General features: G+C 58.4%; 19 protein-coding genes. 10 read left to right on the plus strand and 9 right to left on the minus strand.

What is annotated here, in order from left to right:
* Positions 1–2 precede the first annotated feature (2 nt).
* From ATHL_RS13335 to ATHL_RS13375, 9 genes are all read left to right on the plus strand, one after another.
* Entirely contained in the window at positions 3–971 is a 969-nt protein-coding gene (locus ATHL_RS13335; RefSeq protein WP_062194747.1) for an ABC transporter permease, read from the plus strand.
* 43 nt (positions 972–1,014) lie between these two features.
* Positions 1,015–1,416 carry a PPOX class F420-dependent oxidoreductase gene (locus ATHL_RS13340; RefSeq protein WP_062194809.1) on the plus strand — a complete coding sequence of 134 codons (402 nt, stop codon included), beginning with the start codon at positions 1,015–1,017 and terminating at the stop codon, positions 1,414–1,416.
* Between the two features lie 41 nt (positions 1,417–1,457).
* Complete coding sequence (gene thrC, locus ATHL_RS13345; protein ID WP_062194756.1) at positions 1,458–2,711, plus strand: threonine synthase; 1,254 nt, start codon at positions 1,458–1,460, stop codon at positions 2,709–2,711.
* Between the two features lie 226 nt (positions 2,712–2,937).
* Complete coding sequence (locus ATHL_RS13350; RefSeq protein WP_062194758.1) at positions 2,938–3,873, plus strand: glycosyltransferase family 2 protein; 936 nt, start codon at positions 2,938–2,940, stop codon at positions 3,871–3,873.
* A gap of 48 nt (positions 3,874–3,921) precedes the next feature.
* Positions 3,922–5,385 carry a pyridoxal-phosphate dependent enzyme gene (locus ATHL_RS13355; protein WP_062194760.1) on the plus strand — a complete coding sequence of 488 codons (1,464 nt, stop codon included), beginning with the start codon at positions 3,922–3,924 and terminating at the stop codon, positions 5,383–5,385.
* Between the two features lie 4 nt (positions 5,386–5,389).
* Positions 5,390–5,932 carry a hypothetical protein gene (locus ATHL_RS13360; protein ID WP_062194762.1) on the plus strand — a complete coding sequence of 181 codons (543 nt, stop codon included), beginning with the start codon at positions 5,390–5,392 and terminating at the stop codon, positions 5,930–5,932.
* 194 nt (positions 5,933–6,126) lie between these two features.
* Positions 6,127–8,061, plus strand: coding sequence for an APC family permease (locus ATHL_RS13365; RefSeq protein WP_062194765.1), 1,935 nt, complete (start codon positions 6,127–6,129; stop codon positions 8,059–8,061).
* Positions 8,062–8,142: 81 nt separating this feature from the next.
* Positions 8,143–9,603: a sensor histidine kinase gene (locus tag ATHL_RS13370; RefSeq protein ID WP_062194767.1), complete on the plus strand. Its 1,461-nt coding sequence runs from the start codon at positions 8,143–8,145 to the stop codon at positions 9,601–9,603.
* Positions 9,600–10,292 (plus strand): response regulator, encoded by a 693-nt coding sequence (locus ATHL_RS13375; RefSeq protein ID WP_062194770.1) that lies wholly within the window; start codon positions 9,600–9,602, stop codon positions 10,290–10,292. The genes ATHL_RS13370 and ATHL_RS13375 overlap by 4 nt, the downstream gene beginning before the upstream one ends.
* 239 nt (positions 10,293–10,531) lie before the next feature.
* On the opposite strand, the gene ATHL_RS13380 is transcribed toward ATHL_RS13375, so the two are convergent.
* From ATHL_RS13380 to ATHL_RS13415, 8 genes are all read right to left on the minus strand, one after another.
* Complete coding sequence (locus ATHL_RS13380; protein WP_062194772.1) at positions 10,532–11,230, minus strand: metal-dependent transcriptional regulator; 699 nt, start codon at positions 11,228–11,230, stop codon at positions 10,532–10,534.
* Between the two features lie 119 nt (positions 11,231–11,349).
* Positions 11,350–13,707, minus strand: coding sequence for a beta-galactosidase (locus ATHL_RS13385; protein WP_062194779.1), 2,358 nt, complete (start codon positions 13,705–13,707; stop codon positions 11,350–11,352).
* Positions 13,708–13,723: 16 nt separating this feature from the next.
* Positions 13,724–16,981, minus strand: coding sequence for a carbamoyl-phosphate synthase large subunit (gene carB / locus ATHL_RS13390; protein ID WP_062194783.1), 3,258 nt, complete (start codon positions 16,979–16,981; stop codon positions 13,724–13,726).
* The gene (gene carA, locus ATHL_RS13395) at positions 16,968–18,128 is read right to left on the minus strand and encodes a glutamine-hydrolyzing carbamoyl-phosphate synthase small subunit (protein ID WP_062194785.1); all 1,161 of its coding nucleotides are present in this window, start codon (positions 18,126–18,128) and stop codon (positions 16,968–16,970) included. Before carA ends, carB begins: the two co-directional genes overlap by 14 nt.
* A 77-nt stretch (positions 18,129–18,205) precedes the next feature.
* A complete protein-coding gene (locus ATHL_RS13400; RefSeq protein WP_062194788.1) occupies positions 18,206–19,258 on the minus strand; it encodes a quinone-dependent dihydroorotate dehydrogenase in 1,053 nt (350 codons plus the stop codon).
* On the minus strand, positions 19,251–20,672 hold the full coding sequence (gene pyrF, locus ATHL_RS13405) for an orotidine-5'-phosphate decarboxylase (protein WP_062194790.1): 1,422 nt from the start codon (positions 20,670–20,672) through the stop codon (positions 19,251–19,253). Before pyrF ends, ATHL_RS13400 begins: the two co-directional genes overlap by 8 nt.
* A 17-nt stretch (positions 20,673–20,689) precedes the next feature.
* Complete coding sequence (gene pyrB / locus ATHL_RS13410) at positions 20,690–21,682, minus strand: aspartate carbamoyltransferase (protein ID WP_084001435.1); 993 nt, start codon at positions 21,680–21,682, stop codon at positions 20,690–20,692.
* A gap of 75 nt (positions 21,683–21,757) precedes the next feature.
* Positions 21,758–22,816, minus strand: coding sequence for an amidohydrolase family protein (locus ATHL_RS13415; RefSeq protein ID WP_062194793.1), 1,059 nt, complete (start codon positions 22,814–22,816; stop codon positions 21,758–21,760).
* Between the two features lie 306 nt (positions 22,817–23,122).
* Here ATHL_RS13415 and ATHL_RS13425 point away from each other — a divergent pair, with 306 nt between their 5' ends.
* The gene (locus ATHL_RS13425; protein ID WP_174233929.1) at positions 23,123–24,235 is read left to right on the plus strand and encodes an alpha/beta hydrolase family protein; all 1,113 of its coding nucleotides are present in this window, start codon (positions 23,123–23,125) and stop codon (positions 24,233–24,235) included.
* 81 nt (positions 24,236–24,316) lie between these two features.
* Here ATHL_RS13425 and ATHL_RS13430 read toward each other — a convergent pair whose 3' ends face one another.
* Positions 24,317–25,021: an MATE family efflux transporter gene (locus ATHL_RS13430; protein WP_062194799.1), complete on the minus strand. Its 705-nt coding sequence runs from the start codon at positions 25,019–25,021 to the stop codon at positions 24,317–24,319.
* Positions 25,022–25,101 lie beyond the last annotated feature (80 nt).

The following is a 25,101-nucleotide window of genomic DNA, read 5'->3' on the forward strand; positions in this document are numbered from 1 at the left end:
TTATGGACCTGCTCATTGTTCTCCAGGCGGGTGTAGCCACCGGCACCATCTTACTTTTTGCCACCATCGGTGAAATCTTCGCCGAGCGCTCCGGGGTGATGAACCTGGGCGTGGAGGGCATGATGCTCCTCGGCGCAATGAGTGCCTTCAGCATCGCCATCCGTACAGGCAACCCCTGGCTGGGCCTGCTCGTTGCCATGCTCGCCGCCGGGCTGATCAGCCAGATTCACGCCTTCATCGCCATCACCCTGCAGGCCGATCAGGTCGTCAGCGGGCTTTCTTTGAACTTCCTCGCGGTAGGGCTGAGCCTGGTGCTTGGCGAGGGGCTGAGCAAGGCTGGCACCATCACCCTCATCCCTTCCGTCACCCTTCCTCTGCTCAGTCAAATTCCCATCCTCGGGCCGGTATTTTTCACCAACCAGAAATTAATCGTGTACTTTGGTTATCTTTTAATCCCCCTGGCCTGGTATTACATCTATCACACACGTCCCGGCTTGCATCTGCGCGCCGTGGGCGAATTCCCCGCCGCCGCCGACTCGCTGGGAGTAAATGTGTACCGCCTGCGCTATTTCTACGTGTTCGTCGGTGGGGTCCTGGCCGGCCTGGCCGGCGCTACCATCAGCCTGGCCATTTCTCCCGGCTGGTTCAGCGAATTGACCACTGCTGGCCAGGGGTGGATCGCCATCGGGCTGGTCATCTTTGCCCAGTGGGATCCTCTACGGGCGGCTTTCGGTTCCTACATTTTTGGCGCATTGCGGCGGCTGGTGCTGGATATTCAGGGGCCCATGATGCTCTTTGGCTTCCCGAACCCCTTTTATTACAACCCTTACTGGGGATTCTTTCTAGAAATGCTCCCTTACGCCTTCACCATCATCGTGCTCGTGATCGGTTCCCGTGAGGCCATTCGTAAACGCCTGGGTGCTCCCACAGCCCTCGGCATTCCATACATTCGCGGAGAACGTGGACTGTGAGGGAGATTATTCAAAGGTCATCTGCCAAAATGAGGAAATCTACGTGAGCAGCCTTATTCCAGAAACCTTCAGCGATCTCCTTTCACGCGAAAAGAAAGCCTTCGCCTTCCTGGCCCTGGTTAAAACCGATGGGTCACCCCAGGTCACCCCGATCTGGTTCGATTATGACGGCACCTATTTCAACTTCAACACCGCCCGCGGACGGTTGAAAGACCGCCTTCTACACCGCCACCCCAGAGTTGCCTTCGTCATTCAAGACCCCCAAAACCCCTATCGATACATGCAGATCAGCGGGCGAGTCGTCGGCGAGACCGAAGAAGGTGCCGTGGAACAAATTTGCGATCTCTGCGAAAAGTACCACGGCCATCGGAATTACCCCCTCCGCCCCGGAGAGACCCGTGTCACCTATCGGGTCGTGCCCGAGCGGATTCAAACCATGGGGTGAGGGTTCACCCCCACCTCACCGCGAACACATCCTGAGGTACCATGACCTATCCCCCAACGTTCATCGGTTACCGGTGCAGTCTTTGCGGCACTGAATACGCCCCTCTCGATTTCACCTACACCTGCCCGCGCGACGCCGGTAACCTGGACGTGCTTCTTGATTTTGAGGCCATTCGCAGGCAATTCTCACCCTCCAGGCTCACCGCCAGCCGCGATTTTTCCCTCTGGAGATACCTCCCTCTTTTACCGGTCAGCGACCCGGGCGGCGAAGGCACCCCTCTGCACAGCGTCGGCTGGACGCCCCTTTACCGTCCGCCCCTGCTGGCAACCCACCTCGGTCTTTCGCAACTGTGGGTCAAGGATGAATCCGCCAATCCCACCGCTTCTTTCAAAGACCGGGCCAGCGCGCTGGTGGTGGCGCGCGCGCGGCAGAGCGGGGCAAGGGTCATCGTTACCGCATCCACCGGCAACGCCGGGGCCGCGCTGGCAGGAATGGCCGCGGCCATTTCACAGCCGGCGGTTATTTTCGCCCCGCGCAGTGCACCCCCGGCCAAAATAGCTCAGCTCCTCATTTACGGCGCTCAGGTGATGCTCATTGATGGCAATTACGATGCCGCTTTCGACCTGAGCATTCAGGCAGCCCGCGAATTTGGCTGGTATTGCCGCAACACCGGTTATAACCCCTTCACCGCCGAAGGCAAAAAGACCGCCGCGTTTGAAATCTGGGAGCAACTTCTTCTGCCCCAGCGCCTGCATCGCCCACTCTGCCTTTTCGTTCCCGTGGGTGATGGCAACATCATCTCCGGCATTCATAAAGGGTTCAAAGACCTCCTCGCGCTCGGCTGGCTGGAGCAAATGCCCCGCATCTTCGGCGTCCAGGCTGAAGGCTCAGCCGCGGTGGCGCACGCCTTTTTGAGCGGCGGAGAAGCCATCACCCCGGTGCAGGCACATACCATTGCCGACAGCATCTCGGTTAATTTGCCGCGCGATGGTGTGCGTGCAGTGCGCGCAGCCCGTGAGACCGGGGGAAGTTACCTCCTGGTAAGCGACGAAGAAATTCGCCGTGCCATGACCACACTGGGGCAGGCGGGAATTTTTGCCGAACCTGCCGCTGCGGCAGCCTTTGCCGGCCTGGTACGAGCCAGGGAAGAAGGGCAGATCCTCCCGGAAGATCCTGTGCTGGTACTCAATACCGGCTCCGGGCTCAAAGATGTGCGTGCCGCCATGCAGGCGGTGGGAGAGGCCCCCATCCTTTCTCCCTCACTGGAGGATGTCAGACGACTGCTTCGATTATGAATCTTTTTTGATAGTTTCTCAAAGACACCCAAACTATTGGCAAAACGTCCGCCCTCACCCGTGGCTGTTTCCCCACTCTGAAACCAGGAAGAGGTCAGGGGGGAGAGAATTGTCAGACAACATTTTGAATAGTCGTTCATGCCCCTTTCTTCGAGGCCGACCTCTGAGTTATAATCCTTTTTGAATGCGATCCTCCCTCACCGAAATCACGAAAGGTGACCCGAGCATGAAACCTGTTTTCTCCATCATCGCCCCGGTGTTCAATGAGTGCGAAACCCTGCCCGAACTGGTACGCCGGGTGGGCGCAGTCATGGACGGGCTGGGCGAACCCTGGGAATTGTTGCTGGTAGACGATGGCTCGTCCGATGGTTCGACGGAAAAAATCCGCGAGCTGGCCGCTCAGGATGAACGGATTCGACCCGTAATCTTCGCCCGTAATTTCGGGCATCAGATCGCCGTCACCGCCGGCCTGGATTATTCTCGTGGCGATGCAGTGGTGATCATCGATTCCGATCTGCAAGACCCTCCCGAAGTAATCGCCGACCTGGTGGCCAAATGGCGTGAGGGATATGAGGTGGTTTACGCCATCCGTGCCGAACGGGAAGGGGAATCGTGGTTTAAACTTTTCACCGCCTCCCTTTTCTATCGCCTGATTGCCCGCATCACCGATGTAAAGATTCCCCTCGACACGGGAGACTTCCGGTTGATGGATCGCAGGGTGGTGAACGTCTTGAATACCATGCGCGAACGCGATCGCTTCCTGCGCGGCATGTCGGCCTGGGTGGGCTTCCGACAGATTGGTGTTCCTTACAAGCGTGCGCCGCGCTTCGCCGGTTCCACCAAATACCCCTTCCGTAAAATGCTCAAACTGGCACTCAATGCCATCACCGGGTTCTCGTATTTTCCCCTTCAGGTAGCCACATTTGTCGGCTTCATTGCTGCCGGTTTGAGTATTCTCATGATCCCGGTGGTGATCATCATGCGCGCTATCACCTCCACGCAGTTCCTTGGCCAGGCCTCCACGCTGGTGGCGGTGTTATTTCTGGGCGGCGTGCAATTGATCTGCCTGGGAATTCTTGGCGAATACATTGGCCGAATTTACGATGAGGTAAAAGGCCGCCCGCTCTATATTGTGCGCGAAGCCCCTCAGGATAGGGAATAACCTTTTACCCCCGTCCCACCCTCCCATTTCTGACCCAACAGGAGACTCATGGCTACCCTTGACTTAACCGTTTACCCCGAGCGACTGGAACGTGCCGTCCAGCGCGTCCGCGAGCGTGGCATCCGAATTCCCACCTTCGCCGAGATGAAAAACCCCGCCCTCGTTCCGCCAGCCATTCAGGAACAGCTGGAACACACCGGCCTGTGGGACGTTGCACCGGTGAACCTCTTCCGCATCACCTGGAAAAACGAACCCCGTCCCCACGGGGGTAAGTTTGGCAGGGTCAATTACATCGAGTTTCCCTCCATTCTTACCGGCACCCGCGCGCGCATCATCGCACTGGTCGGCAAGTGGTTTCCCACCGGCGCGCACAAAGTGGGGGCGGCTTTCGGCTGTCTGGTACCGCGCCTGGTCACCGGTCAGTTTGATCCCACTACCCAGAAAGCTGTGTGGCCCTCCACCGGCAATTACTGCCGCGGCGGCGCTTACGACTCAGCCCTCCTCGGCTGTCAATCCATCGCCATCCTCCCGGAGGGAATGAGCCAGGAGCGTTTTCAGTGGCTCTCAAAAATCGCCGGAGAGGTCATCGCCACACCGGGGAGCGAATCGAACGTCAAAGAGATCTTCGATAAATGCTGGGAACTGCGCCGTTCCGGGCAGGACTTGATGATCTTCAATCAATTTGAAGAGTTTGGTAACTATCTCTGGCATTATGACGTCACCGGCCATGCGATGGAAGAAGTGCTTCATACAGAACTCGGCCCTCACGATACCTACCGCGGGGTCGCCCTCACCACCGGGTCAGCCGGCACCATTGCCAGCGGTGATTACCTGAAACAGGTGTACCCCACGAGTAAGATCATCGCCAGTGAGGCCCTGCAGTGCCCCACCCTGCTTCAGAACGGTTTCGGTGCTCACCGTATTGAAGGCATCGGCGATAAACACGTCCCCTGGATTCACAACGTGCGCAACACTGACCTCGTCACCGCCATTGATGATCAGGCGGTGGTGCAGATCATGCGCCTCTTCAACGAACCGGAAGGACAAGCCTACCTTCGACGCAAGGGCGTACCCGAAGCCACCCTTTCTCAGCTCAACCTGCTCGGCTTTTCGGGCATTGCCAACCTGCTCTCAGCGATTAAATTTGCCAAATATTATGAGCTGGGCGAGCACGATGTCATCCTCACCGTTTTAACCGACTCCATGGAGTTGTACGGCACTCGCCTGGCCGAATACACAGAACAATACGGCGCCTTCACCACCTGCGATGCCGCCGAGGCCTTCGCCGGTGCACTGCACGGAACCACCACCGACCACATGCTTGAATTGAGTTACGCCGACCGAAAACGCATCCACAACCTGAAATATTACACCTGGGTTGAACAACAGGGAAAAACATACGAGGAAATTCAGGCTCAGTGGTATGACCCCTCCTACTGGACAGACGTCCAGAAGCAGGTCGCCGAGATTGACCGGAAAATTGAGGAGTTTAATCGCCTGGCCGGATGGTAAGGACATGGAGATTGAGCCCGGGGCGCTCGTTCTGGTAGCCTACCTTCCCTCCCCGCGCGATCTGGAGATCGCCCGTGTGCTGGGGTGGTATCGCATCCCCCTGCGAACCGCCCCCAAAGTGGTGTATGTGGATTATCTGGCCTTTTACCAGGCTTCGGCCTTCGGGGAAGAGCACCGCTGGCGCATCGAAACCTTCGCCCCTCTGCGTGGCGTGGAATTGACCACCCGCGCCGAGTTGTTACGTAATGAGCCAAATCACCCCCGCGCCCGAGAGGAATATTACAAACTCCAGCTTGGGCCGTTAGCACATCTGCCGCATCCTATCCAGGCGGGGCGCTGGCGGCGGGTTACCTTTCTCTACACCACCGGCGAGCTGCTCTCGCGCGCCACCACCCTGAACGACCTGGTGGTGCGCACCGAAGAGCGCGACGTGCTCTGGAAAACCCTGCGCGAACGCGCACTCAGTGCCGGCGCCTACCGCGCCGCAGAACTTCCCGAATTTCCCCTCGACCCCGCCATCCTTACCCTTCTCACCGGCATGAAATAACTGCACAGTTCATCAGCCCCGCAAGAGCGTCAGACTTCTGGCGCTCTTTATTTTTTCTTAATCTCTCCGGAATTTTCCCTTACGCCCCCTTAACATCTTTTAGATAGGATTCACTTTCAGACACTGCTGGCGACTGTGGGAACTTCTCCCGCTCTGGCCAGAAAAACTTTATCGCTCTGGAGAATACATTTATTATGAAAGCAGAAATTCACGGTGGTGCCACCATTCTGGAACCCCGGCCCAACTTAACCCCTCCCCGTTCCTGGCGACGCTGGTTAATTGGTAACCCCCTCCCTACTGCCGATGCCCCCCATCAGACTATCGGTAAAGCCGTGGGCCTGGCAGTCTTTGCCTCTGATGCCCTTTCTTCCACGGCTTACGCCACGCAAGAAATTATGGTCATTCTGGCCGCCGCGGGCACCGGCGCTTTCAGTTATGTTTTCCCTATTTCCCTGGCCATTGTGGCCCTTATGCTCATCGTCACCTTTTCCTACGAGCAAACCGTTCATGCCTACCCAAGCGGCGGTGGGGCTTACATTGTTGCTCGCGATAACCTCGGCGAGCTACCCGCACTGGCAGCGGGGGCGGCCCTGCTCACCGACTACGTGCTCACCGTAGCCGTTTCGGTCTCTTCGGGTGTCTCTCAGGTCACGTCGGCTTTCCCTTCGCTATACTCCCAGCGGGTATGGATCGCAGTGGCTCTGGTGGGGCTTATCATGTTGATCAATCTCCGTGGAGTCAAGGAATCAGGGATCACCTTTGCCATTCCAACCTATTTCTTCGTCGTCAGCATGTTCCTGACCGTGGGGATTGGGCTCTTGCGTTATTTCACCGGCAGCCTGGGGATGGTTCCCAACCCGCCCGTGCTGGATCTGGACACCCTCGCCGTGGTCACGCCTTTCCTCATCCTGCATGCCTTTTCAAGCGGAACTTCTGCCCTCACCGGCATCGAAGCTATTTCCAACGGCATTACAGCGTTCAAAGAACCCCGCAGCCGCAATGCAGGCATCACCCTGCTGTGGATGTCGGGCATTCTGGCCACCCTCTTTCTGGGAATTTCTTTCCTGTCCGGGAAGATCGGCGCCATCCCTTCAGAACGAGAGACCATCATCTCTCAGCTGGCGCGCACCGTCTTTGATGGCACCGGCCCGCTTTATCTGGCAGTGATCGCCGGCACCTCCATCATCCTTATCCTGGCGGCCAACACCGCCTTCGCCGACTTTCCCCGCCTGAGCGCCATTCTTGCCAGTGACCGCTTCCTCCCGCGCCAGTTCACCTTCCGCGGCAGCCGCCTGGTCTATTCCAGGGGCATCGTCGCTCTCGCTGGCCTGGCTTCAGGCCTCATCATTCTTTTCCATGCCAGCGTGACCCGCCTCATTCCTCTCTACGCCATCGGGGTCTTCCTTTCCTTCACCCTTTCGCAGGCAGGTATGGCTCACCGCTGGTGGAAATCTGGCCACGTCAGGCCAGGAGGCGAAAAAGTGGAGGCGGGTTCCGTAGTCCATTACGATCCAAAATGGGCTATGAAAATGATCATTAACGGGTTTGGCGCCCTCTGCACCCTGGTAGTCATGTTTGTGTTTGCCGCTACCAAGTTTAAAGACGGGGCGTACATCATCATCGTACTCATTCCGCTGGTGGTGCTCACCTTTTATACCATCCACCGCCACTACCGCCGCCTGGCTGATAAGCTTTCTCTGGAGCACTTCTCCTCTCCACGGCGTATCACCCGCCATCGGGTCATCGTGGCCATCGCCGGGGTACACCGCGGTTCTCTCGAAGCCCTCAACTATGCTCGCTCCCTTTCAGACGATGTTACCGCAATCCATGTCTCCATTGATCCGGCCGAATCGCAAAAGGTGCGCGAGAAGTGGAGCTCGTATGGCGATGGCATTCGTCTGGTGATCCTCGATTCTCCCTATCGTCTGCTGGTCGAACCCATCATGGAATATCTGGACAACATCATCGCCAAACGACAGCCCACCGAAATGATCACCGTGGTTGTGCCTCAATTCGTCACCAATCACTGGTGGGAAAACCTGCTCCACAATCAGTCGGCTTTGTTGCTGCGTTTTGCGCTTCTCTTCAAGCCGGGGGTCGTCATCGTCGAAGTGCCTTACCAGATTTAATTTCGCCCTCTTCTTCTCCCTCTGCCGCTCTCTACGGTTACCCACGCAGAGAGCGGCCTTTTTCTGCATTACAATTAATCCATGAACAGATCATGGATTGGTCTGAGCGTGCTCGGGCGGGTGCTTTCGGCGATGATCGCCGTGGTGCTCTACAGCCTGCTCCTGTATCTCTTGAGAGGATTTTTCAACACCGCCATCATCGCCATCCTCTATCTGGTACCGGTGGTGGTCATGGCCTCTCTGTTTGGCGGGCTGGCCGGCATCAGTGCCTCCATCTTCTCTTTCCTGATCTTTAACTTTTTCTTCCTCCAGCCGATCTACACCTTTCAGGTAGCTCACCCGCAGGACTTCCTGGCCATGTTTGTCCTGCTGGGAGTGGCCATCCTGGTCAGCAACCTGATGGCCCGCTCCCAGCAACGACTCCAGCAGGTGCAGGCGCGAGAGCAGGAATTGCGCCGCCTTTATGAGCTCAGCGCGGCACTGACCGGCCAGATTGATGGCGACCGTATCGCGGAAATCCTCGCTCAAAAAATACATGAGGTGTTCCCCGGCGCCACCATCGAGATCACTGCTGATACTCCCCTGCGCCGGTTTCACGCCATGGTGCCCCCCGGTGCCACCCCCGGCCACGAGGCTCCCTGTACGCGCATTCCCCTCTACGCTTCCAAAGGGCCTCTCGGAGAAATCTGCCTGCACGGCCATTCAGGGGTGTTCACCCTGGAAGAAGACCGCCTGCTCCAAACCTACGCCAGCCAGGGCGCACTGGCGCTGGAGCGCGCCATCCTGGCCGAAATTGAGACGCGCAGCCGGGTTCTGGAAGAAAGCGACCGTCTCAAAACCGCCATCCTCTCTTCGGTCTCACACGAACTGCGCACTCCGCTGGCATCCATCCAGGCCGCGGCTACCAGCCTGTTCGATCCATCCGTAGCCCTGGAGCCTGCCGCCCGGCAGGAATTACAGGAAATCCTTCTTGAAGAAATTGAACATCTCACGCAGCTCGTCGGAAATCTGCTTAACATGTCGCGGCTCGAAGCCGGAGCACTGAAGCTCCAGCGCCAGTGGAATTCGATGGCCGAAATTGTGGATACCGCCCTCCGCCGCCTGCGGCGTTCGGTAGGAGAACGGGTGCTGGAAGTAAACGTTTCAGAAGACCTTCCCCTCGTCTCGGTAGATTCGGTGCTCATGGAGCAGGTGGTGCTCAACCTGGTGCGCAACAGCCTTAAATTTGCTCCGCCCTACACCCCCATCACCATCAGCGCGGTTGTAGAAGGAGAAAGCCTGAAGGTGCAGGTAAAAAACCGCGGGCCGCACATCCCGGAAGAACACCTGGAACACATCTTTGACAAGTTTTACACCATCCCCGGCATGGAAAACCAGCGGGGTACCGGGTTGGGGCTTTCGATCTGCAAAGGTATTGTCGAAGCCCACGGGGGAACCATTCATGCCGAAAACCTCGCCGATGGGGTGGCGTTTTCTTTCACCATTCCTTCTCTGCAACGCATCCCACTGGCAAACTTGCCCGATGATGAGGAGAGCGAATGAGCGGCACCGCGCCCCACATTCTGGTTATCGATGATGAACAGCAAATCCTGCGCGCCCTGCGTACTATTCTGGGACAGCATCAGTACCAGGTAACGACCGCCCGCAATGGAGAAGAAGGGCTGGCCCTGGCGGCGGCTGTTCAACCGGATGTCATCATCCTCGATCTCGGCCTGCCCGACATGAGCGGCATCGAAGTTTGCCAGCGCCTGCGCGAGTGGGCCGACATGCCCATCATCATTCTCTCGGCGCACGATACAGAACCAGAGAAAGTTGCCGCCCTCGATGCCGGTGCCGACGACTACCTCACCAAACCTTTCGGTGTAGAAGAACTTATGGCCCGGGTGCGCGTGGCGTTAAGGCACCGCTCACGCAGTAGTAGCAGTAAGAGCAGCCTGATTACCGCCGGGAACGTCACCATCGATCTTGCTGCCCACCTGGTGACCAAAAACGGCCAGCCGGTAAAACTGACCGCCACCGAATACCGCCTGCTCGCTTACCTGGCGGGTAATGCTGGCAGAGTGCTTACCCATCAGGCCATCCTCAACCACGTCTGGGGATATGCTGAGGACAGCCAGATGGAGTATCTGCGCGTGTACATCCGTCAGCTTCGTCAGAAACTCGAAGACGACCCTCGCAACCCTCAATTAATCCTCACCGAATCGGGCGTGGGCTATCGCCTGATGACCTGAAACCTCTGCGCCTCCTCCCTGCTATCCGGTCAGGCCATACTCTCGCAGGTAAACCTTCCCCGCATCCACCCCGGGAAGCATGCGGGCGATGAAAACATCCTCGCCTTCCGGTAATGCTCTGGCAGCTTTCCTCAGGCGGTCGAGCCAGCGCGCCCCCCTTCCATTCCATCACGGGGACAGATATTGTATGGATGCGTTCGCCCTGACCAACCGCAACGCATAGAGCCCGATCCCGCGTCTCACGCAGACACGGCGCGTTCCACAAAGAGAAAGCGCGCCGCGGGGTACCCCAGCGTCACCTGCTTCTCCCCCAGGCGGATGGTCAGAGTCTGGTTGAAGGGCAGGGTTTCAATCACCTCGGTCTGGCTTCCGGGTAAAATTCCCTGCTCTACCAGGAAGGTCAACAGCTCCGGGCTGTTCTCGGCAAACTCATGAATGCGCCGAACCACAACCTTCTCACCCACCGGCACCTCAGTGAGGGGAACCCACCCGCGAGTCACCTCTTCGGCTCCCGGAAAGGGGTTGCCATGCGGGCAAACCTGAGGGTCTCCCAGGCTTTCGCGCATACGCTCTTCCAGCTCAGGGGAAATGGCGTGTTCAATGTTGTGCGCTTCATCGTGCGTCTTGTGGATGGGAACTTTCAACACCTTCACCAGCAGCCATTCGGTCAACATGTGTCGCCGAATCACTGAAGAAGCCGCCGCCCGACCGGTTTCGGTCAGGTGAACCCCATGCCGCCCTTTCCCCGTCAGCCATTGATCGCGTTCCATCCGCCTGAAAGTCATCGCCACAGTCGCCGGAGCCACATTCAGCATCTCTGCCAGGCGCGCCGCGATAATCTCTCCGTAGTCGCGTTCCATGACGTACATGGTCATCAGGTAATCTTCTACGGTGGGTGTGGGGCGGGGCTGATTTTCAGGCTTCCCTGTATGAGGCATTGTCCTTCCTTCTCCAAATTCAGAGGAGGGTTACTCCAAAAATTAGCCTGCGCTAACCTTAAATCGTAGCGTGGCCTGAAGGAATTGTACCATGCCGGAGAGTTCAGTCAAGCCGTATCTCAGGCCCACACCCCTGCCTGAAACACCTTTTCAACCTCTCCCTGAACCGTAATACTCCGTACTTCGAGCACTTCACTCCGCCCTTCAAAATTAGGACGATGTTCTGGCGCAAGGTAGATGGGGGCATCGGCCCGAAGCGGCAGAAAAACCAGCCGCAATCCATGTTTCAGCACTTCCGGAGCAAAACGGCGCAGACCAATTTCCCAGACCTGCCCGTTATAGAAATGGTCCGCAACCAACCGCCCATTTACATACGCCCGGGCCACATCGCCCACATAATCCACCCGCAAATAAACCTCTCGCCAGCCTTCCAGAGCTTCTTCAGGCAGGGTTACTTCCCAAACTTCTCCCCGATCAAACGCCTCATCTTCCGGAGCCTGCGCCACACCTGCCGGTCCCACAGGAACCGCCCGGGCAGGCGCGGCCAGCCGCACCCGGCGGCAGGCAACCTCCACATTCCGCCAGGACTGCCGCAGAGCAAAGCGCTGAAAACAGCCTTCCATCTCCCCCTGACCTGAGGGGTCAGGTATGGGCGGGAAAACAGCAAAAGTCAGTTCTTCGGGTGTGCGCGCGTGTAAACGCAACTCCTCTCCATCGAAGATCAGCCCTGCCGGTGAGAGGAACAGCCGTTCAGCCCCCCAGATTCTGGCCTTCCAGCAGTGCAGAGCCTGTTCTTCATCCAGCAAGAGAATGCGGGCGCTCTGCCCGTTCTCATCCCGGATCAGAACCCACTCTCCGGGGGGTAACCTGCGCAAACATCCCCCTCTTACAGTTACCTCTGCCCCCGCTGCTGTGCGGGCCTTCACCCCGTCTGAAAAGGCAAACTCGGCCTCAACTCCGCCGCGCCGGGCAAAAACAAAGCAATACCCGTCCTCCATCTTCAACCGGCACACAGGTTGCGCCGTAGCATATTTAAGCTGAATTCCATCCAGATCGAAGTGAAACGGCCAGAACATGGCCGCTCCCTGCCGAATCGTGACCGGCTCTGAAGGCAAGATCAGGTTTTCTTCTTTAAGGCGTAACAGGATTTGCACCCCCGGCTTATCAGGAAGCCCCTCCACCCGCTGATAATTGTTGAAGAAGATCAACCCGCGCCGCCCGTCTGAACGCACCGCCCAGCGCAGAGTCTCGCAGTCATCCAGACTGGAGGGCAGCCTCTCCGGGAAGTTTGCCGGAAGCGGCGCCAGGTCTTCGCCAAAGTCCTGCAAGAAGAGGTGCACCAGACGCAACGCATGATACTGCCCGCGAATCTGTCCGAATTCCCCAAGCGGCGCCTGGAAGTCGTAGGAAAGCACCGGCAAATCATTGGGATAGCCAGTAGCCTGAGACTCCTGCAGGGTGGTGTACTTCCCGGCAGGATTCGTCCCCCCGTGGTACATATAATACCCGGGAAGATTACTGCCGCTGCCCAGTTTTGTGATCAAGGGAGCCGCCACATCATCGGGGGCAATGAACGGTCGGCGGTGATAAGACACCTGCATCCCTCCGCCCAGTTCGCAAGTGAGGTACGGATACCGTTCCAGATACGAAAGGTCACCCACCTCCCGCCGAGGCAGCAGGTCTTCACCAATCAGGTCATCGTTTCGCCCCGGCGAAAACACATACTGTCTTCGGCATTCGCGCGCCCAGTCCTCCACCTGTCGCACCCAGAAGGCATCCGGGTAGCCGCCGAAAAGCGGAATCACCTCATCCTGCGGCACTTCTGCCGGCCCCCAGCCGGTAATGGTATAGAGCGGCACCTCCATCCCGGCTTCCTGCGCCAGCCTTTTCAGTGTGCGGATATGATCCGCGCCATGAATCAGCTCGTTTTCGAGCTGAACACCAATCACCGGGCCCCCATCTTTCCACAGCAGGCCCTCAAGCTGCCTGGCGATCTGTGTGTAAAGTCGCCTCACATAACTCAGGTAGGGTTCAGCGTCCTGCCGCACAGCGCCGCCGCATTTTTTCAGCAACCAGTCCGGGAATCCCCCATTCCGGCATTCCCCGTGTGCCCACGGGCCAATTCTCGGGTAAGCCAGCAGCCCCGCATCGCCACATTCCATCACAAAACGACGCAAATCCCGCTGGCCTGACCAGTCCCATTCACCTTCGGCTTCCTCATGGTGAATCCAGAAGATATAAGTAGCCACAATGCCAATACCACCGGCCTTCATTTTGAGCAATTCGGTCCGCCAACCCTCCTGCGGGTAGCGGGAGAAATGAAACTCTCCCATAACCGGCAACCAGGGCCTGCCGTTTATCGTCAGAAACCGGCTGGTGGCACTGATCTCAATCCCCTGCGGGTTCATCCCTCCCATTTTGAGGTGGCCAGATCGCATGGAAAGATCAGGATGGGTTAAATCGATGGAATGGATCACGGTTGATCTTCCTGACTCAAGAGATAGTTCGGCGTCCTCTGGCATGCGCGTAATGGTCCTGTAAACTGCGGTAGCGCATGGCCTGCTGCTTCAGCGCACGGATCGCCTCAATGGCCGCCGCCGCTGCCGAGAGGGTGGTAAGCAGGGGCACATTCATCTTTGCCGCGGCACTGCGGATGAGCGCCCCCTCACTGTGAGACATCGGCCCGAGGGGGGTATTCAGGATGAGATCAATCTTGCCCTGCTCAATCCAATCGACCACATGCGGTGACCCCTGAGAGACTTTATTGACCGCCGTCACAGGCAGCCCCACCCGCGAAAAATAGGCCGCTGTTCCGGGTGTGGCAAAGAGCTCGAATCCCATGCGGTGTAAATCGCGGGCAATCTTCAGGGCCGCCCCTTTATCGTAATCGTTGACGCTGATCAGCACCCGGCCCGAAAGCGGCAAATTGGTGCCCGCCGCCAGTTGAGATTTGGCAAATGCGTGCCCAAAATGCGCCGCGTGTCCCATGACCTCCCCCGTACTGCGCATCTCCGGCCCCAGTGAGGTCACCAGGCTGGGCAATTTTCTGAAAGGCAACACCGCCTCTTTGACGAAGAATCCATCCACCACCGGTTCTTCACGGATGCCCAGCTCATCCAGCCGCCCACCGGCCATCACCCATGCCGCAATGCGCGCCATGGGCAGCGCAGTAGCCTTGCTGGCAAAGGGCACCGTGCGCGAAGCCCGCGGGTTGACCTCTAAAACATACACCACATCTTCTTTGATCGCATATTGAATATTCAGCAGGCCCTTCACCTGAAGCGCCAACCCCAGCCGCTCGGTATACTCTCGAATAATGTTGAGGTGATACTGGCTGACTTTGTAAGGCGGGAGAATACAGGCCGAGTCCCCTGAATGCACCCCCGCCTCTTCAATGTGTTGCATGATCGCCCCCACCACCACCCGTTCTCCATCGGCCAGTGCATCCACATCGATCTCATAGGCGTCTTCCATGAAGCGATCAATCAACACCGCCTGGTTAGGGGCCACATCCAGAGCTTTTTGCAGAAACCCCTCAAGGGAGGATTCGCTATCCACAATGGCCATCGCCTGCCCTCCCAGCACGTAAGAAGGCCGCACCAGTACCGGGTAACCGATCTCTTGTGCCACCCGCCGCCCTTCCTCAAGGGAATAAGCGATACCATAAGGTGGATGGGGGATGTCCAGCTCGTCCAGCAGAGCGGCAAACGCCTGCCGATCCTCTGCCAGCCGAATGGATGCCGGAGAAGTACCCAGAATGGGCACCCCTGCCGCTTCCAACCCTTCTGCCAGGTTAAGGGGTGTCTGCCCGCCCAGTTGCAAGATCACCCCCAGCGGCTGTTCCCGATCCACAATGTTCAGCACATGTTCCAGCGTCATGGGTTCAAAATATAGCCGATCGGAGGTGTCGTAATCGGTTGATACGGTTTCAGGGTTGCAGTTCATCATGATCACTTCATACCCCCGTTCGGTCAGTGCGAAGGCCGCCTGGCAACAACAGGTATCAAATTCAATCCCCTGCCCAATGCGGTTCGGCCCCCCTCCAAGAATGAGGATCTTGGGGCGCCCTGTTGGTGGAGCTTCGTCTTCCTGTTCATACACACTGTAAAGATAGGGGGTTTGCGCCTCGAACTCTGCCGCACAGGTATCGACCTGTTTATACACCGGGAGCACCCCCAAACTGCGCCGCAGAGAACGAATATCTCTGGCCTGCAGGGGCTTACCCGGCCTTGAAAGCAAGCGCGCCAGATGAGAATCGGCAAAGCCAAGCCTCTTTGCCGCTCGCAGAAGGGAGGCGTCGGGCTCTTCAGGGGGAAGGGCACGCAGGATGCGTTCCATCTCCACCACCTGTTCAAGTTCAGCCAGGAACCAGGGATCGATTTTCGCCGCTCGCGCAACTTCATCGATCGCATTTCCCGCCCGCAGCGCGCGGTACACGCTGAAGAACCGTTGCGCCGTCGGCACTGACACATCCTCCAGCGTGGCGCCCATCTCCATCCAGACCGGCTTTGAGGGCCCACTGCCATCCAGAGCGTCCACACCAATTTCCAGCGATTGCACCGCCTTCTGAAGCGCCTGTACGAAGGTGCTCCCGATGGCCATCGCCTCGCCCACCGATTTCATCTGCGGGCCAAGGGTGGTATCGACGCCGGGGAATTTCTCAAACGACCAGCGGGGGATCTTCACCACCACATAATCCAGCGCCGGTTCAAAAGCGGCCACCGTCTGACCGGTAATATCGTTGATAATTTCATCCAGCGTGAACCCCACCGCCACCAGTGCGGCAATTTTCGCAATCGGGAAGCCCGTTGCTTTCGAGGCCAGCGCCGAGGAACGCGAAACGCGGGGGTTCATTTCAATAACCAGCATCCGCCCGCTGGCCGGATCAACGGCAAACTGCACGTTCGAGCCGCCCGTTTCCACGCCCACCGCATCCATCACCCGGCGCGCCATATCGCGCATTTGCTGGTATTCGCGGTCGGTGAGCGTCTGCGCGGGAGCCACGGTGATGCTGTCGCCGGTGTGCACTCCCATCGGGTCAAGGTTTTCAATGCTGCACACCACCACAAAATTCCCTGCTCCATCGCGCATCACTTCCAGCTCGTATTCTTTCCAGCCGAGCACCGACTCTTCGAGCCAGATCTGCCCGATCGGCGACTCACTCAGCGCCTTACGCACGGCTTCGGGCAGTTCCTCGGGGCATTTTACCCAGCCGGCCCCACTGCCGCCCAGGGCAAAAGAGGCGCGCACCAGCAACGGATAGCCGATTTCCCCGGCCAGTGCCCTGGCTTCCTCAAGAGAACGCGCCGCACCGCCCCGCGGTACCGGCACACCGGCTTCGATCATCGCCTGCCTGAAGCGCTCACGGTCTTCAGCAATACGAATGGCCTTCAAGGAAGCACCGATCAGCTGAACCTGATGCTCGGCCAGCGTCCCATCCTCACTGAGCGCCAGCGCCAGGTTAAGGCCGGTCTGCCCTCCCACCGTAGGCAGGAAGGCATCGGGCTTTTCCTGAGCGATGATTGCACGCAGCGCCTCTGGCACAAGGGGCTCGATGTAGGTAGCATCCGCCAGGTCGGGCTCGGTCATCACTGTGGCAGGGTTCGAGTTAACCAGCAAAATCCGGTAACCCTGCCGGCGCAAGGCTTTGATCGCCTGGGTGCCGGAATAATCAAATTCGGCCGCCTGCCCGATGACAATCGGCCCGGAACCGACAATCAGAATGGTATGGATATCTTCACGCCCGGGCATTTCTGACCTCCTTTTTCCCAGAAGTCTCGGTTACCAGGGTGAAGAACCGATCGAACAGGCCATGGGCATCGTGCGGGCCGGGAGAAGCTTCAGGGTGGAACTGGACGCAAAAAACCGGCCGGTCGCTCAGGGCAAAGCCCTCCAGGGTGCGATCATTCAGGCTGATATGCGTGGCTTCGATCCGGTGAGAGGGCAGGCTCTCTAAATCTACTGCGTAATTGTGGTTTTGAGCGGTGATCAACACCTTCCCCGAAAGGAGGTCTTTCACCGGGTGATTCCCGCTATGGTGGCCAAACTTGAGGCGGCTGGTACGCCCGCCCAGCGCGCGGCCAATAAGTTGCTGGCCAAGGCAAATACCAAATACCGGCAATCCACTCTCCACCAACCCCCCAACCACTTCTACAATCCCCGGCAGCCCTGCCGGGTCACCCGGGCCATTCGAAAGGAATACCCCATCCGGTTGCAGGGCAAGCACCTCGCTCAGCGAGGTATACGCCGGAACCACCGTCACCCGCGCCCCACACCGCGCCAGATGACGCAGAATATTGCGTTTGATGCCAAAATCCATCGCTACCAGGTGTACCCCCGCAGGGTCGCCCTCCCCCACCCAGGGCGTTCCTGCGTCTCCCTTCCATTCATAAGGGGCCTGGCAGGTCACTTCGCCCACCATATCACGGCCATCCAGGCCAGGCCAGGAGCGCGCCATTGCCAACAGCGCTTCAGGCGACGTACCGCAGGTAGAAAGGGCCGCTTTCATCGTACCCTGGTCGCGCAATTTACGTGTGATCGCGCGGGTGTCAATTCCGGCAATACCGGGTACCCCGTGCTCAGCCAGCCAGTCCGGCAGACTGCGTTCGGCTCGCCAGTTCGAAGAAGTTCGGCTCAGCGAATGCACCACCACCGCTTCCACCTGAGGTCGCTCCGATTCTACATCCGCAGCGTTGACCCCGACATTCCCAATATGAGCGGTGGTGAAGAGCACCCCTTGCCCTCGATAAGAGGGATCGGTGATGATCTCCTGATACCCCGTCATACTGGTGTTGAACACCAGCTCGAACACCGCATCTGCCGGCGCACCGAAGGATGCGCCGTAGAACGTTGTGCCGTCTTCCAGCACCAGCGTTGCCGACCATCTTTCCGCTACCATTATCAGATCCTGCCTTCCAAAATCAAGTTAGCCGATGAGTATACCCGAAAAAACTTGTCCAGACAATCCGCCCGGTACTATTCTTTCCCGTTCCCCGGTCTGAGAACCCGCAGGGTATCTCGCACCAGTGCCGGGCCAGCATAGATCAACCCGGTGTATAGCTGCACCAGGGTTGCCCCGGCATCCAGCCGGGCCTGAGCATCTGCCGGGGTCATCACCCCGCCGCTGGCTACTACAACCAGCCGATCGCCCACCAGCCGAACTGCCCTTTCAACCATCGCCAGACTCTTAGCGGCCAGTGGTGTGCCGCTCAGGCCGCCGGTTTCTCCTGCCAGTGCTGAGCGTAACCCCTCACGGTTGATCGTGGTATTGGTCAGGATCACGCCATCCATGCCGCAGCGCATCAGGGCCTCCAGAGCCTCTTCCAGCTCACTTTCGCTCAGGTCTGGCGCCAGTTTGACCAGCAGTGGCACTCGCCGCCCGCTGAGCTGAGCTAGAGATTCGCGCTTCGCCGCCAGGGGGGTTAACAATCCCTCCAGCCAGTCTCGCCCCTGTAACACCCGTAAATTGGGGGTGTTGGGCGAGCTGATATTCACCGCCAGATAGTCGGCCAGCGGGGCAAACCGCTCAAACAGTGCCAGGTACTCTCCAACCGCCTCTTCCAGCGGGGTGGTTTTGTTCTTGCCGATGTTAACCCCCAGAACCAGGCCATCGTTCCGGCCCGGTCGGAGCCTCCGCGCAAGAAACTCTGCCCCACGGCTTGGAAACCCCATCCGGTTGATCACCGCTTCGTCTTCGACCAGCCTGAAGACACGCGGCGGAGGGTTCCCCGGTTGAGGGCGCAGAGTCACTGTGCCCAGTTCAATATGCCCAAACCCCAGGCAGGCTAACCCGCGCCATCCCAGCCCATCTTTGTCATAACCGGCCGCCATTCCCAGAGGATTGCGGAACGTCAATCCGAGGGCATGAACTTGCAGATCATCCCGCCCGGAGGAAAACCAGGCATTCAACAACCAGCGTCCCACAGGGTTCCCGCCCCCCAGTCTCAGCAGGGCAATGGTGAGGGCATGAGCCTGTTCGGGTTGCAGGCGAAATATCCAGGGGCGCATAACCCGGTAAAGTTCACTCATGTTTCAAAAACTCCAGCACATTCTGAACTTCCGTCTGGCCAACCCTGCCGGTGTTGTGCCAGTGATTCAACAGCTCCGTAAGGGTGAACACGGCATGCAGATGCAGACCCGCCTCGGCCAGCGCCTCCGCCGCTCCCGACTGACGGTCGATGAGCACCACCACATCCTGCACGGTCAATCCTGCAGAAGTCAACTTTTCGATGGCCTCAAACTTACTCGCGCCGGTCGTGGCCAGATCATCGATCACCGCCACGGTCTCCCCGGGTTTGAATTCGCCTTCAATCTCTGCCCGCGTGCCGTACGTTTTCACTTCCCTCCGCGGGTAGATCATCGGCCACCCGCTCTGCAGGCTTACTGTCGTGGCAATCGGCAGGGCCGCATAGGGCAGGGCCGCCAGCCGATCAAAACTCAACCCTTCCAGCAGTGCCAGGTAGGCTCGCCCCACCTGGGCCAGCAGGGCCGGGTGAGAAACAAGTTGCCGCAAATCCACATAAATGGGTGAGACCTTTCCCGATTTCAAAGTGAACTGCCCGAAGCGCACACAGCCCGCATCAAGCAGGGCATCGGCCAGCCGGTCATCAAAAGCGGGTCGGGCGCTCCGTGCCGCCGGGGCGGCCGCCACAGAATGGTTGACCTGCCGCATTTGATCCACGAGTTCCATCGCCGCCCTGCGTGGATCTGCCGCACGAGAGATCGCCCGCGAAACCGGCACCAGCATACCCAGCCCGTCGGCGCGCAGGCCGGCCTGCAATGCCGCCCCCAGGTCACCTCCCTGCGCCCCCACCCCCGGTGCGAGAATCCACATCTCCGGGGCAAGCGCCCGTACCCGGCTCAGAGCTTCAGGATGGGTTGCACCTACCACCAGCCCGAGGTTACGCCGCTCATTCCATTCCTGCGCCAGTAAAGCCACCTTCTCATAAAGGCGCATCGGGCGGCCTTCTCCAGCCAGAGGTAGTTCCTGCAGGTCGAGCGAACCGGGGTTAGAGGTCTTACACAGCAGGAAAACTCCCCGCCCTGCATCAGCCAGGAAGGGATGAAGCGAGTCATATCCAAGGTAGGGGCTGGCCGTCAGTGCGTGCGCACCCAGCTCCTCAAAGGCCGCCCTGGCGTAAGCTTCAGCCGTGGAGGCAATATCACCCCGCTTGGCATCCAGAATCACCGGGGTTCCCCGGGGCACCGCCGCGATCACCTCTTTGAGTGCCGCCCAACCGGCGGCTCCATAGGCCTCAAAAAAAGCCGCATTGGGTTTATAAGCCAGTGCCACATCTGAGGTTGCTTCAATAAGCCGACGGCAGAATTCCAGCGCGGCAGCAGCCGAAGGCGCAGGTAAATCGGCGGGGGCAGGGTCAAGCCCCACGCATAACAACGACCCCACTTCTCGGGCGCGCGTTTCCAGCAAGTCGAAAAAGCTCATCTCCTCCATCGCTATACTCACGCTTTCCCCAGCACCATAGCCAGCAGTGCCATACGCACATACAGGCCATATTCCATCTGCCTGAAGTACGCCGCCCGTGGATCATCATCAAAGTCCATGCTAATCTCTCCCACACGCGGCAGAGGATGCATGACGATCATCTCTTCTTTAGCCGCCCGCATCACCTCCGGCGTGATCACATAACTGTCTTTCACCATGTCATACTCTGCCGGGTCGCTGAAGCGTTCTTTTTGTACCCGCGTGACGTACAGCACATCCGTCTCACCGAGCACTTCTTCAAGGTGAGCGTGTTCACTCTGAGCCACCCCCTTCTCTTTCAATTCCTGGATGATCTCCGTCGGCATCCGCAAGATCTCCGGCGAAACGTAATGGATGCGCACATTGAACCGGCTGAGCAGGCGCGCCAGTGAGTGGACAGTGCGCCCATACTTCAGGTCTCCCAGCATCGTCACCGTCAGACCATCCACCCGGCCCAGCTCTGCCTGAATGGTGTACAGGTCGAGCAAGGCCTGCGTGGGATGTTCCCCTATGCCATCACCGGCATTGATCAGCGGCTTGCTGGCATACCGGGCGGCCAGCGCCGCAGAACCTGTCTCCGGGTGGCGAAGGACGATCACATCCGCGTAGCATTCCAGAGTGCGCACCGTGTCGGGCAGCGACTCGCCTTTGGATACCGAAGAATACCGTACCTCATTAATCGGGATCACACTACCGCCCAGGCGTTCCATGGCCGAGGTAAAAGATGAAGAAGTGCGCGTGGAAGGTTCGTAGAAAAGGTTGGCGAGGATCTTCCCCTTGAGCAGATCGAAGCTCCCCACCCGGCGCACCATTTCCTGCATTTCGGCGGCCACGCCGAAAATATAATCCAGGTCTTCCCGGTTGAACTGATTGACCGAAAGAATATCCTGGCCGTAAAAACGCGAGTGCTGATGATCTCCAAAGGGAAGATGCGGATTCTTCTGTCGAAGAGGGGGGGTATGAAGTGCCATCTTTTTTCTCCTTACTGATCTTGAATTGACATAGAAACCCCGGTAAACCGGCCAAAGCCGGATCGGTTGCTTTGATTAAACAGCGCGGACATTCCTGCCCCATCCGGGTACCGCGCTTACAACTCCATCGCGGAAAGCTTCCTGCCCGCGCAATACCACCCGCCTGACTCTCCCTCGAACGGGCATCCCCTCAAAGGGCGTCCAGGAACAGCGCGAGAACATCGCTTCAGCCCGGATTTCATATCGCGTGTCCGGATCCACTTCCACCCAGGTATCGGGCTGTTCAGGGAGCCGGAAAATGCGCCGCGGGTTCGTAACACAACGGGCGATCACATCTTCCATGCCCAGCCGCCCTTCACTCACAGCCGTCAACAATAGAGGAAGCGACGTCTCTAAACCGGGGAACCCCGGCGGGGGGTTGGAAGAGTCTTTCTCGGCCAGCGTATGAGGGGCATGATCACTGGCAAAACAATCGATCACCTCCAGGTTGTCCCACAGTGCCTGCCGGTCTGCCGGGCTGGCGAGCCGCGGGCGTACCTCTCCCCGGCCCCCCGGAAGGCGCGGCAAATCTTCTGTGCTCAGGAAAAGATGATGGGGGGTAACCTCACAGGTAACCGGTAGCCCGTGCTCTTTGGCCGCACGGATGATGAGGATCTCCTCGCGGGTGGAAACATGGCACAAATGCACCGGTCGCCCAACCAGAGCCGCCACCAGAATGACCGCCGCCAGGCTGCGCCCTTCGGCATGGGCCGCCACCGGCCAATCCTTTGGCCAGCGCTGTAGATGCTCTTTCCAGAGAAGCATATTCTCCAGGCGCAACGGTCCATACGTTTGATCGAGATAAAGTTTGAGGCCTGCACAGCGCGGAGCCAGCGAAGCTGCCACGGTGGTATTCTCCGCCCCGCCCCCCAGGAAATGGGCATAATCACAATGCGCTGAGGCGGCCGCCCGTTCCAGCGCCATCTCCAGGGTCGCCGCATCGGTGACCGGCGGGCTTGTATTTGGCATGGCCAGCACCAGGGTAAAACCCCCCGCCAGCGCTGCGCGGGTGCCCGTACCCCAGTCTTCTTTATGAGTTGCGCCGGGCTCCCGCATGTGCACATGCGGGTCAATTAAGCCGGGAAGTCGGAGCATGATTCCTTCCTTTCCTGACACACGAGGTAAAAAAAGAGAGCCGATAATCGGCTCTCCTGATTCCTGGAAGAAAAAAAGCCCACCCCTGCCGGGCTGGCCGGTGGCGTGGACTGATGACCTCTCTCCATGGTTTGTCTGGACATATCAGCCCGATTATATGCAGGTTTTATCCTCTGTCAAGGGGATTGGTGGTCACTTCCTCAAGTTGCTTTCAACCTTCTTCCATCTCCGGCCTTGTGGCCCTTCCAGCTCAATCCCAGGGGGAATCCGGCCCAATGTTATAATGAATACAGGATTTTTACCGGTATGAAAAACATAACCTTTCTGTTTTTACTGGGTTTCTTCCTCTCCGGTTGCCTGGCGGCACCCCCCGGGTTTTCCAGCAGCCCCCCATCTCATCCTGCAACGTTTCCTCCGGCCTCTCCAACTCCTCCCTCTCTCGCCCTCAGCCTATCAGCCACCCCAACCTTCACCCCTTCTCCATTTCCCTCACCCACAAGGACCCCTTCACCAACTCCCACACCCCACCCCCTGGATGTGCGTGGAATGCGCCAGCGCAGCTACCCGGGTAGCGACCTGCTCATCGAACAGACTCTCCAGCCGGGTTCCAATTACAGCCGCTATATCGTCTCCTACCTCTCAGAAGGGTTGAAAATCTACGCCCTGCTCACCATTCCCTCTGGCGAAAGGCCCCCGACAGGCTGGCCGGTAATCGTGTTCAATCACGGATATATCCCACCGGCTTCTTACCGCACCACCGAACGTTACGTAGCTTATGTAGATGCCTTTGCCCGCAACGGTTATATCGTCCTCAAGCCCGATTACCGGGGGCACGGCGATTCGGAAGGGGTAGCCACCGGCGGATACAGCACCCCCGATTACACCATAGATGTCTTGAATGCAGTGGGCTCGATCCAGCGTTTCCAGGAAGCCGACCCCCGGCGGATGGGCATGTGGGGCCACTCGATGGGCGGGCATATCACCCTGCGCGCCATGGTCACCACCCGCAGTATTCGCGCCGGGGTCATTTGGGCCGGGGTGGTGGCTTCGTATCCTGATCTGCTCACCCGCTGGCGCGCCACACCCCCGGCAAGCCTCTCACCCGGGGCGCGCAATTGGCGTAATACATTCATCGAACAATTCGGCACCCCTGAAGAAAACCCCGAATTTTGGGCGTCTATTTCTCCCATCACTTACATTGCTGAAATCAGCGGCCCCCTGCAACTCCATCATGGCACTGCCGATGAAAGTGTGCCCGTCCTCTTTTCAGAATTGCTTTACCAGGCTGCTCTGGAAGCCGGTGTGCCGGTCGAGTTCTACACCTATCCCCGGAGTGACCACAATATCTCCCAGTCTTTTTCAGTGGCCATGCAGCGTTCCATCGAATTCTTCGACCGGTATGTAAAAAATGTGCCATGAACCCGTTCATGGAGGGATTCATGGCACAGGACAGGCCCTCTTGGTATTTCACTTCGGGCAACCAAATACGAACCAGCTTCATCACGGGCTGGAGGTGGTCAGACGCTCCACGCTTAACATCTTCTTCTGATCCCACCGCAGCATCCTCAACGCCAGGACACAGAGAATGAGTTCTGAAACCGCCTCCGAAATCCAGATGCCATTGAGGGAGAATAAACCAGAAGCCAGCAACAAAACCGGCAATTTTACCAGGAGCACCCCTCCCAGAGTGAGTATCAAGGCTTCTCTGGCACGCCCCACCGCCTGAAAATAAGCCGCAACCATCACCGAAATGCCACCCACCGGAAAGACAAACGACATCCATCTCAGCGCGTGCTGTCCACCGGCGATGATCTCAGGTTCTTTGGAGAGCAGGCCAATCAACACCGACGGCACAAGCATACTCACCCCCCACACCAGGAGCCCGTAAGCCACCGAAGAACCGAGAGCATAGAGAATGGTTTTCCGCACCCGATCAAACTGCTTCAGCCCATAGTTATACCCCAGGATCGGTTGCATCCCCTGGACAATGCCCGTCTGTGGCGTGCTGAGGCCAGAGACCAGTCGTCCCACAATCGCATAGATGCTCAACGCATCATCTCCACCCATGATCTTAAGCAGGTTGTTGGTGATCACCACCAGCAGACTGGCACTGAGGCCCTTGATCAACGAGGGAAGCCCAACTGTGACCACTTCTTTAATGATGGCCAGGTCGGGCCTGAAGTAAGCCAGGCGGATCTGGTGCATATTCCGGTGAAAACGGCCAGTGAATCCGGAGGATGACGGCCAGATTGGATTGAAACAGAACTGGCAAGATGATTATAAAT

Source organism: Anaerolinea thermolimosa, assembly GCF_001050195.2.
Lineage (GTDB): Bacteria > Chloroflexota > Anaerolineae > Anaerolineales > Anaerolineaceae > Anaerolinea > Anaerolinea thermolimosa.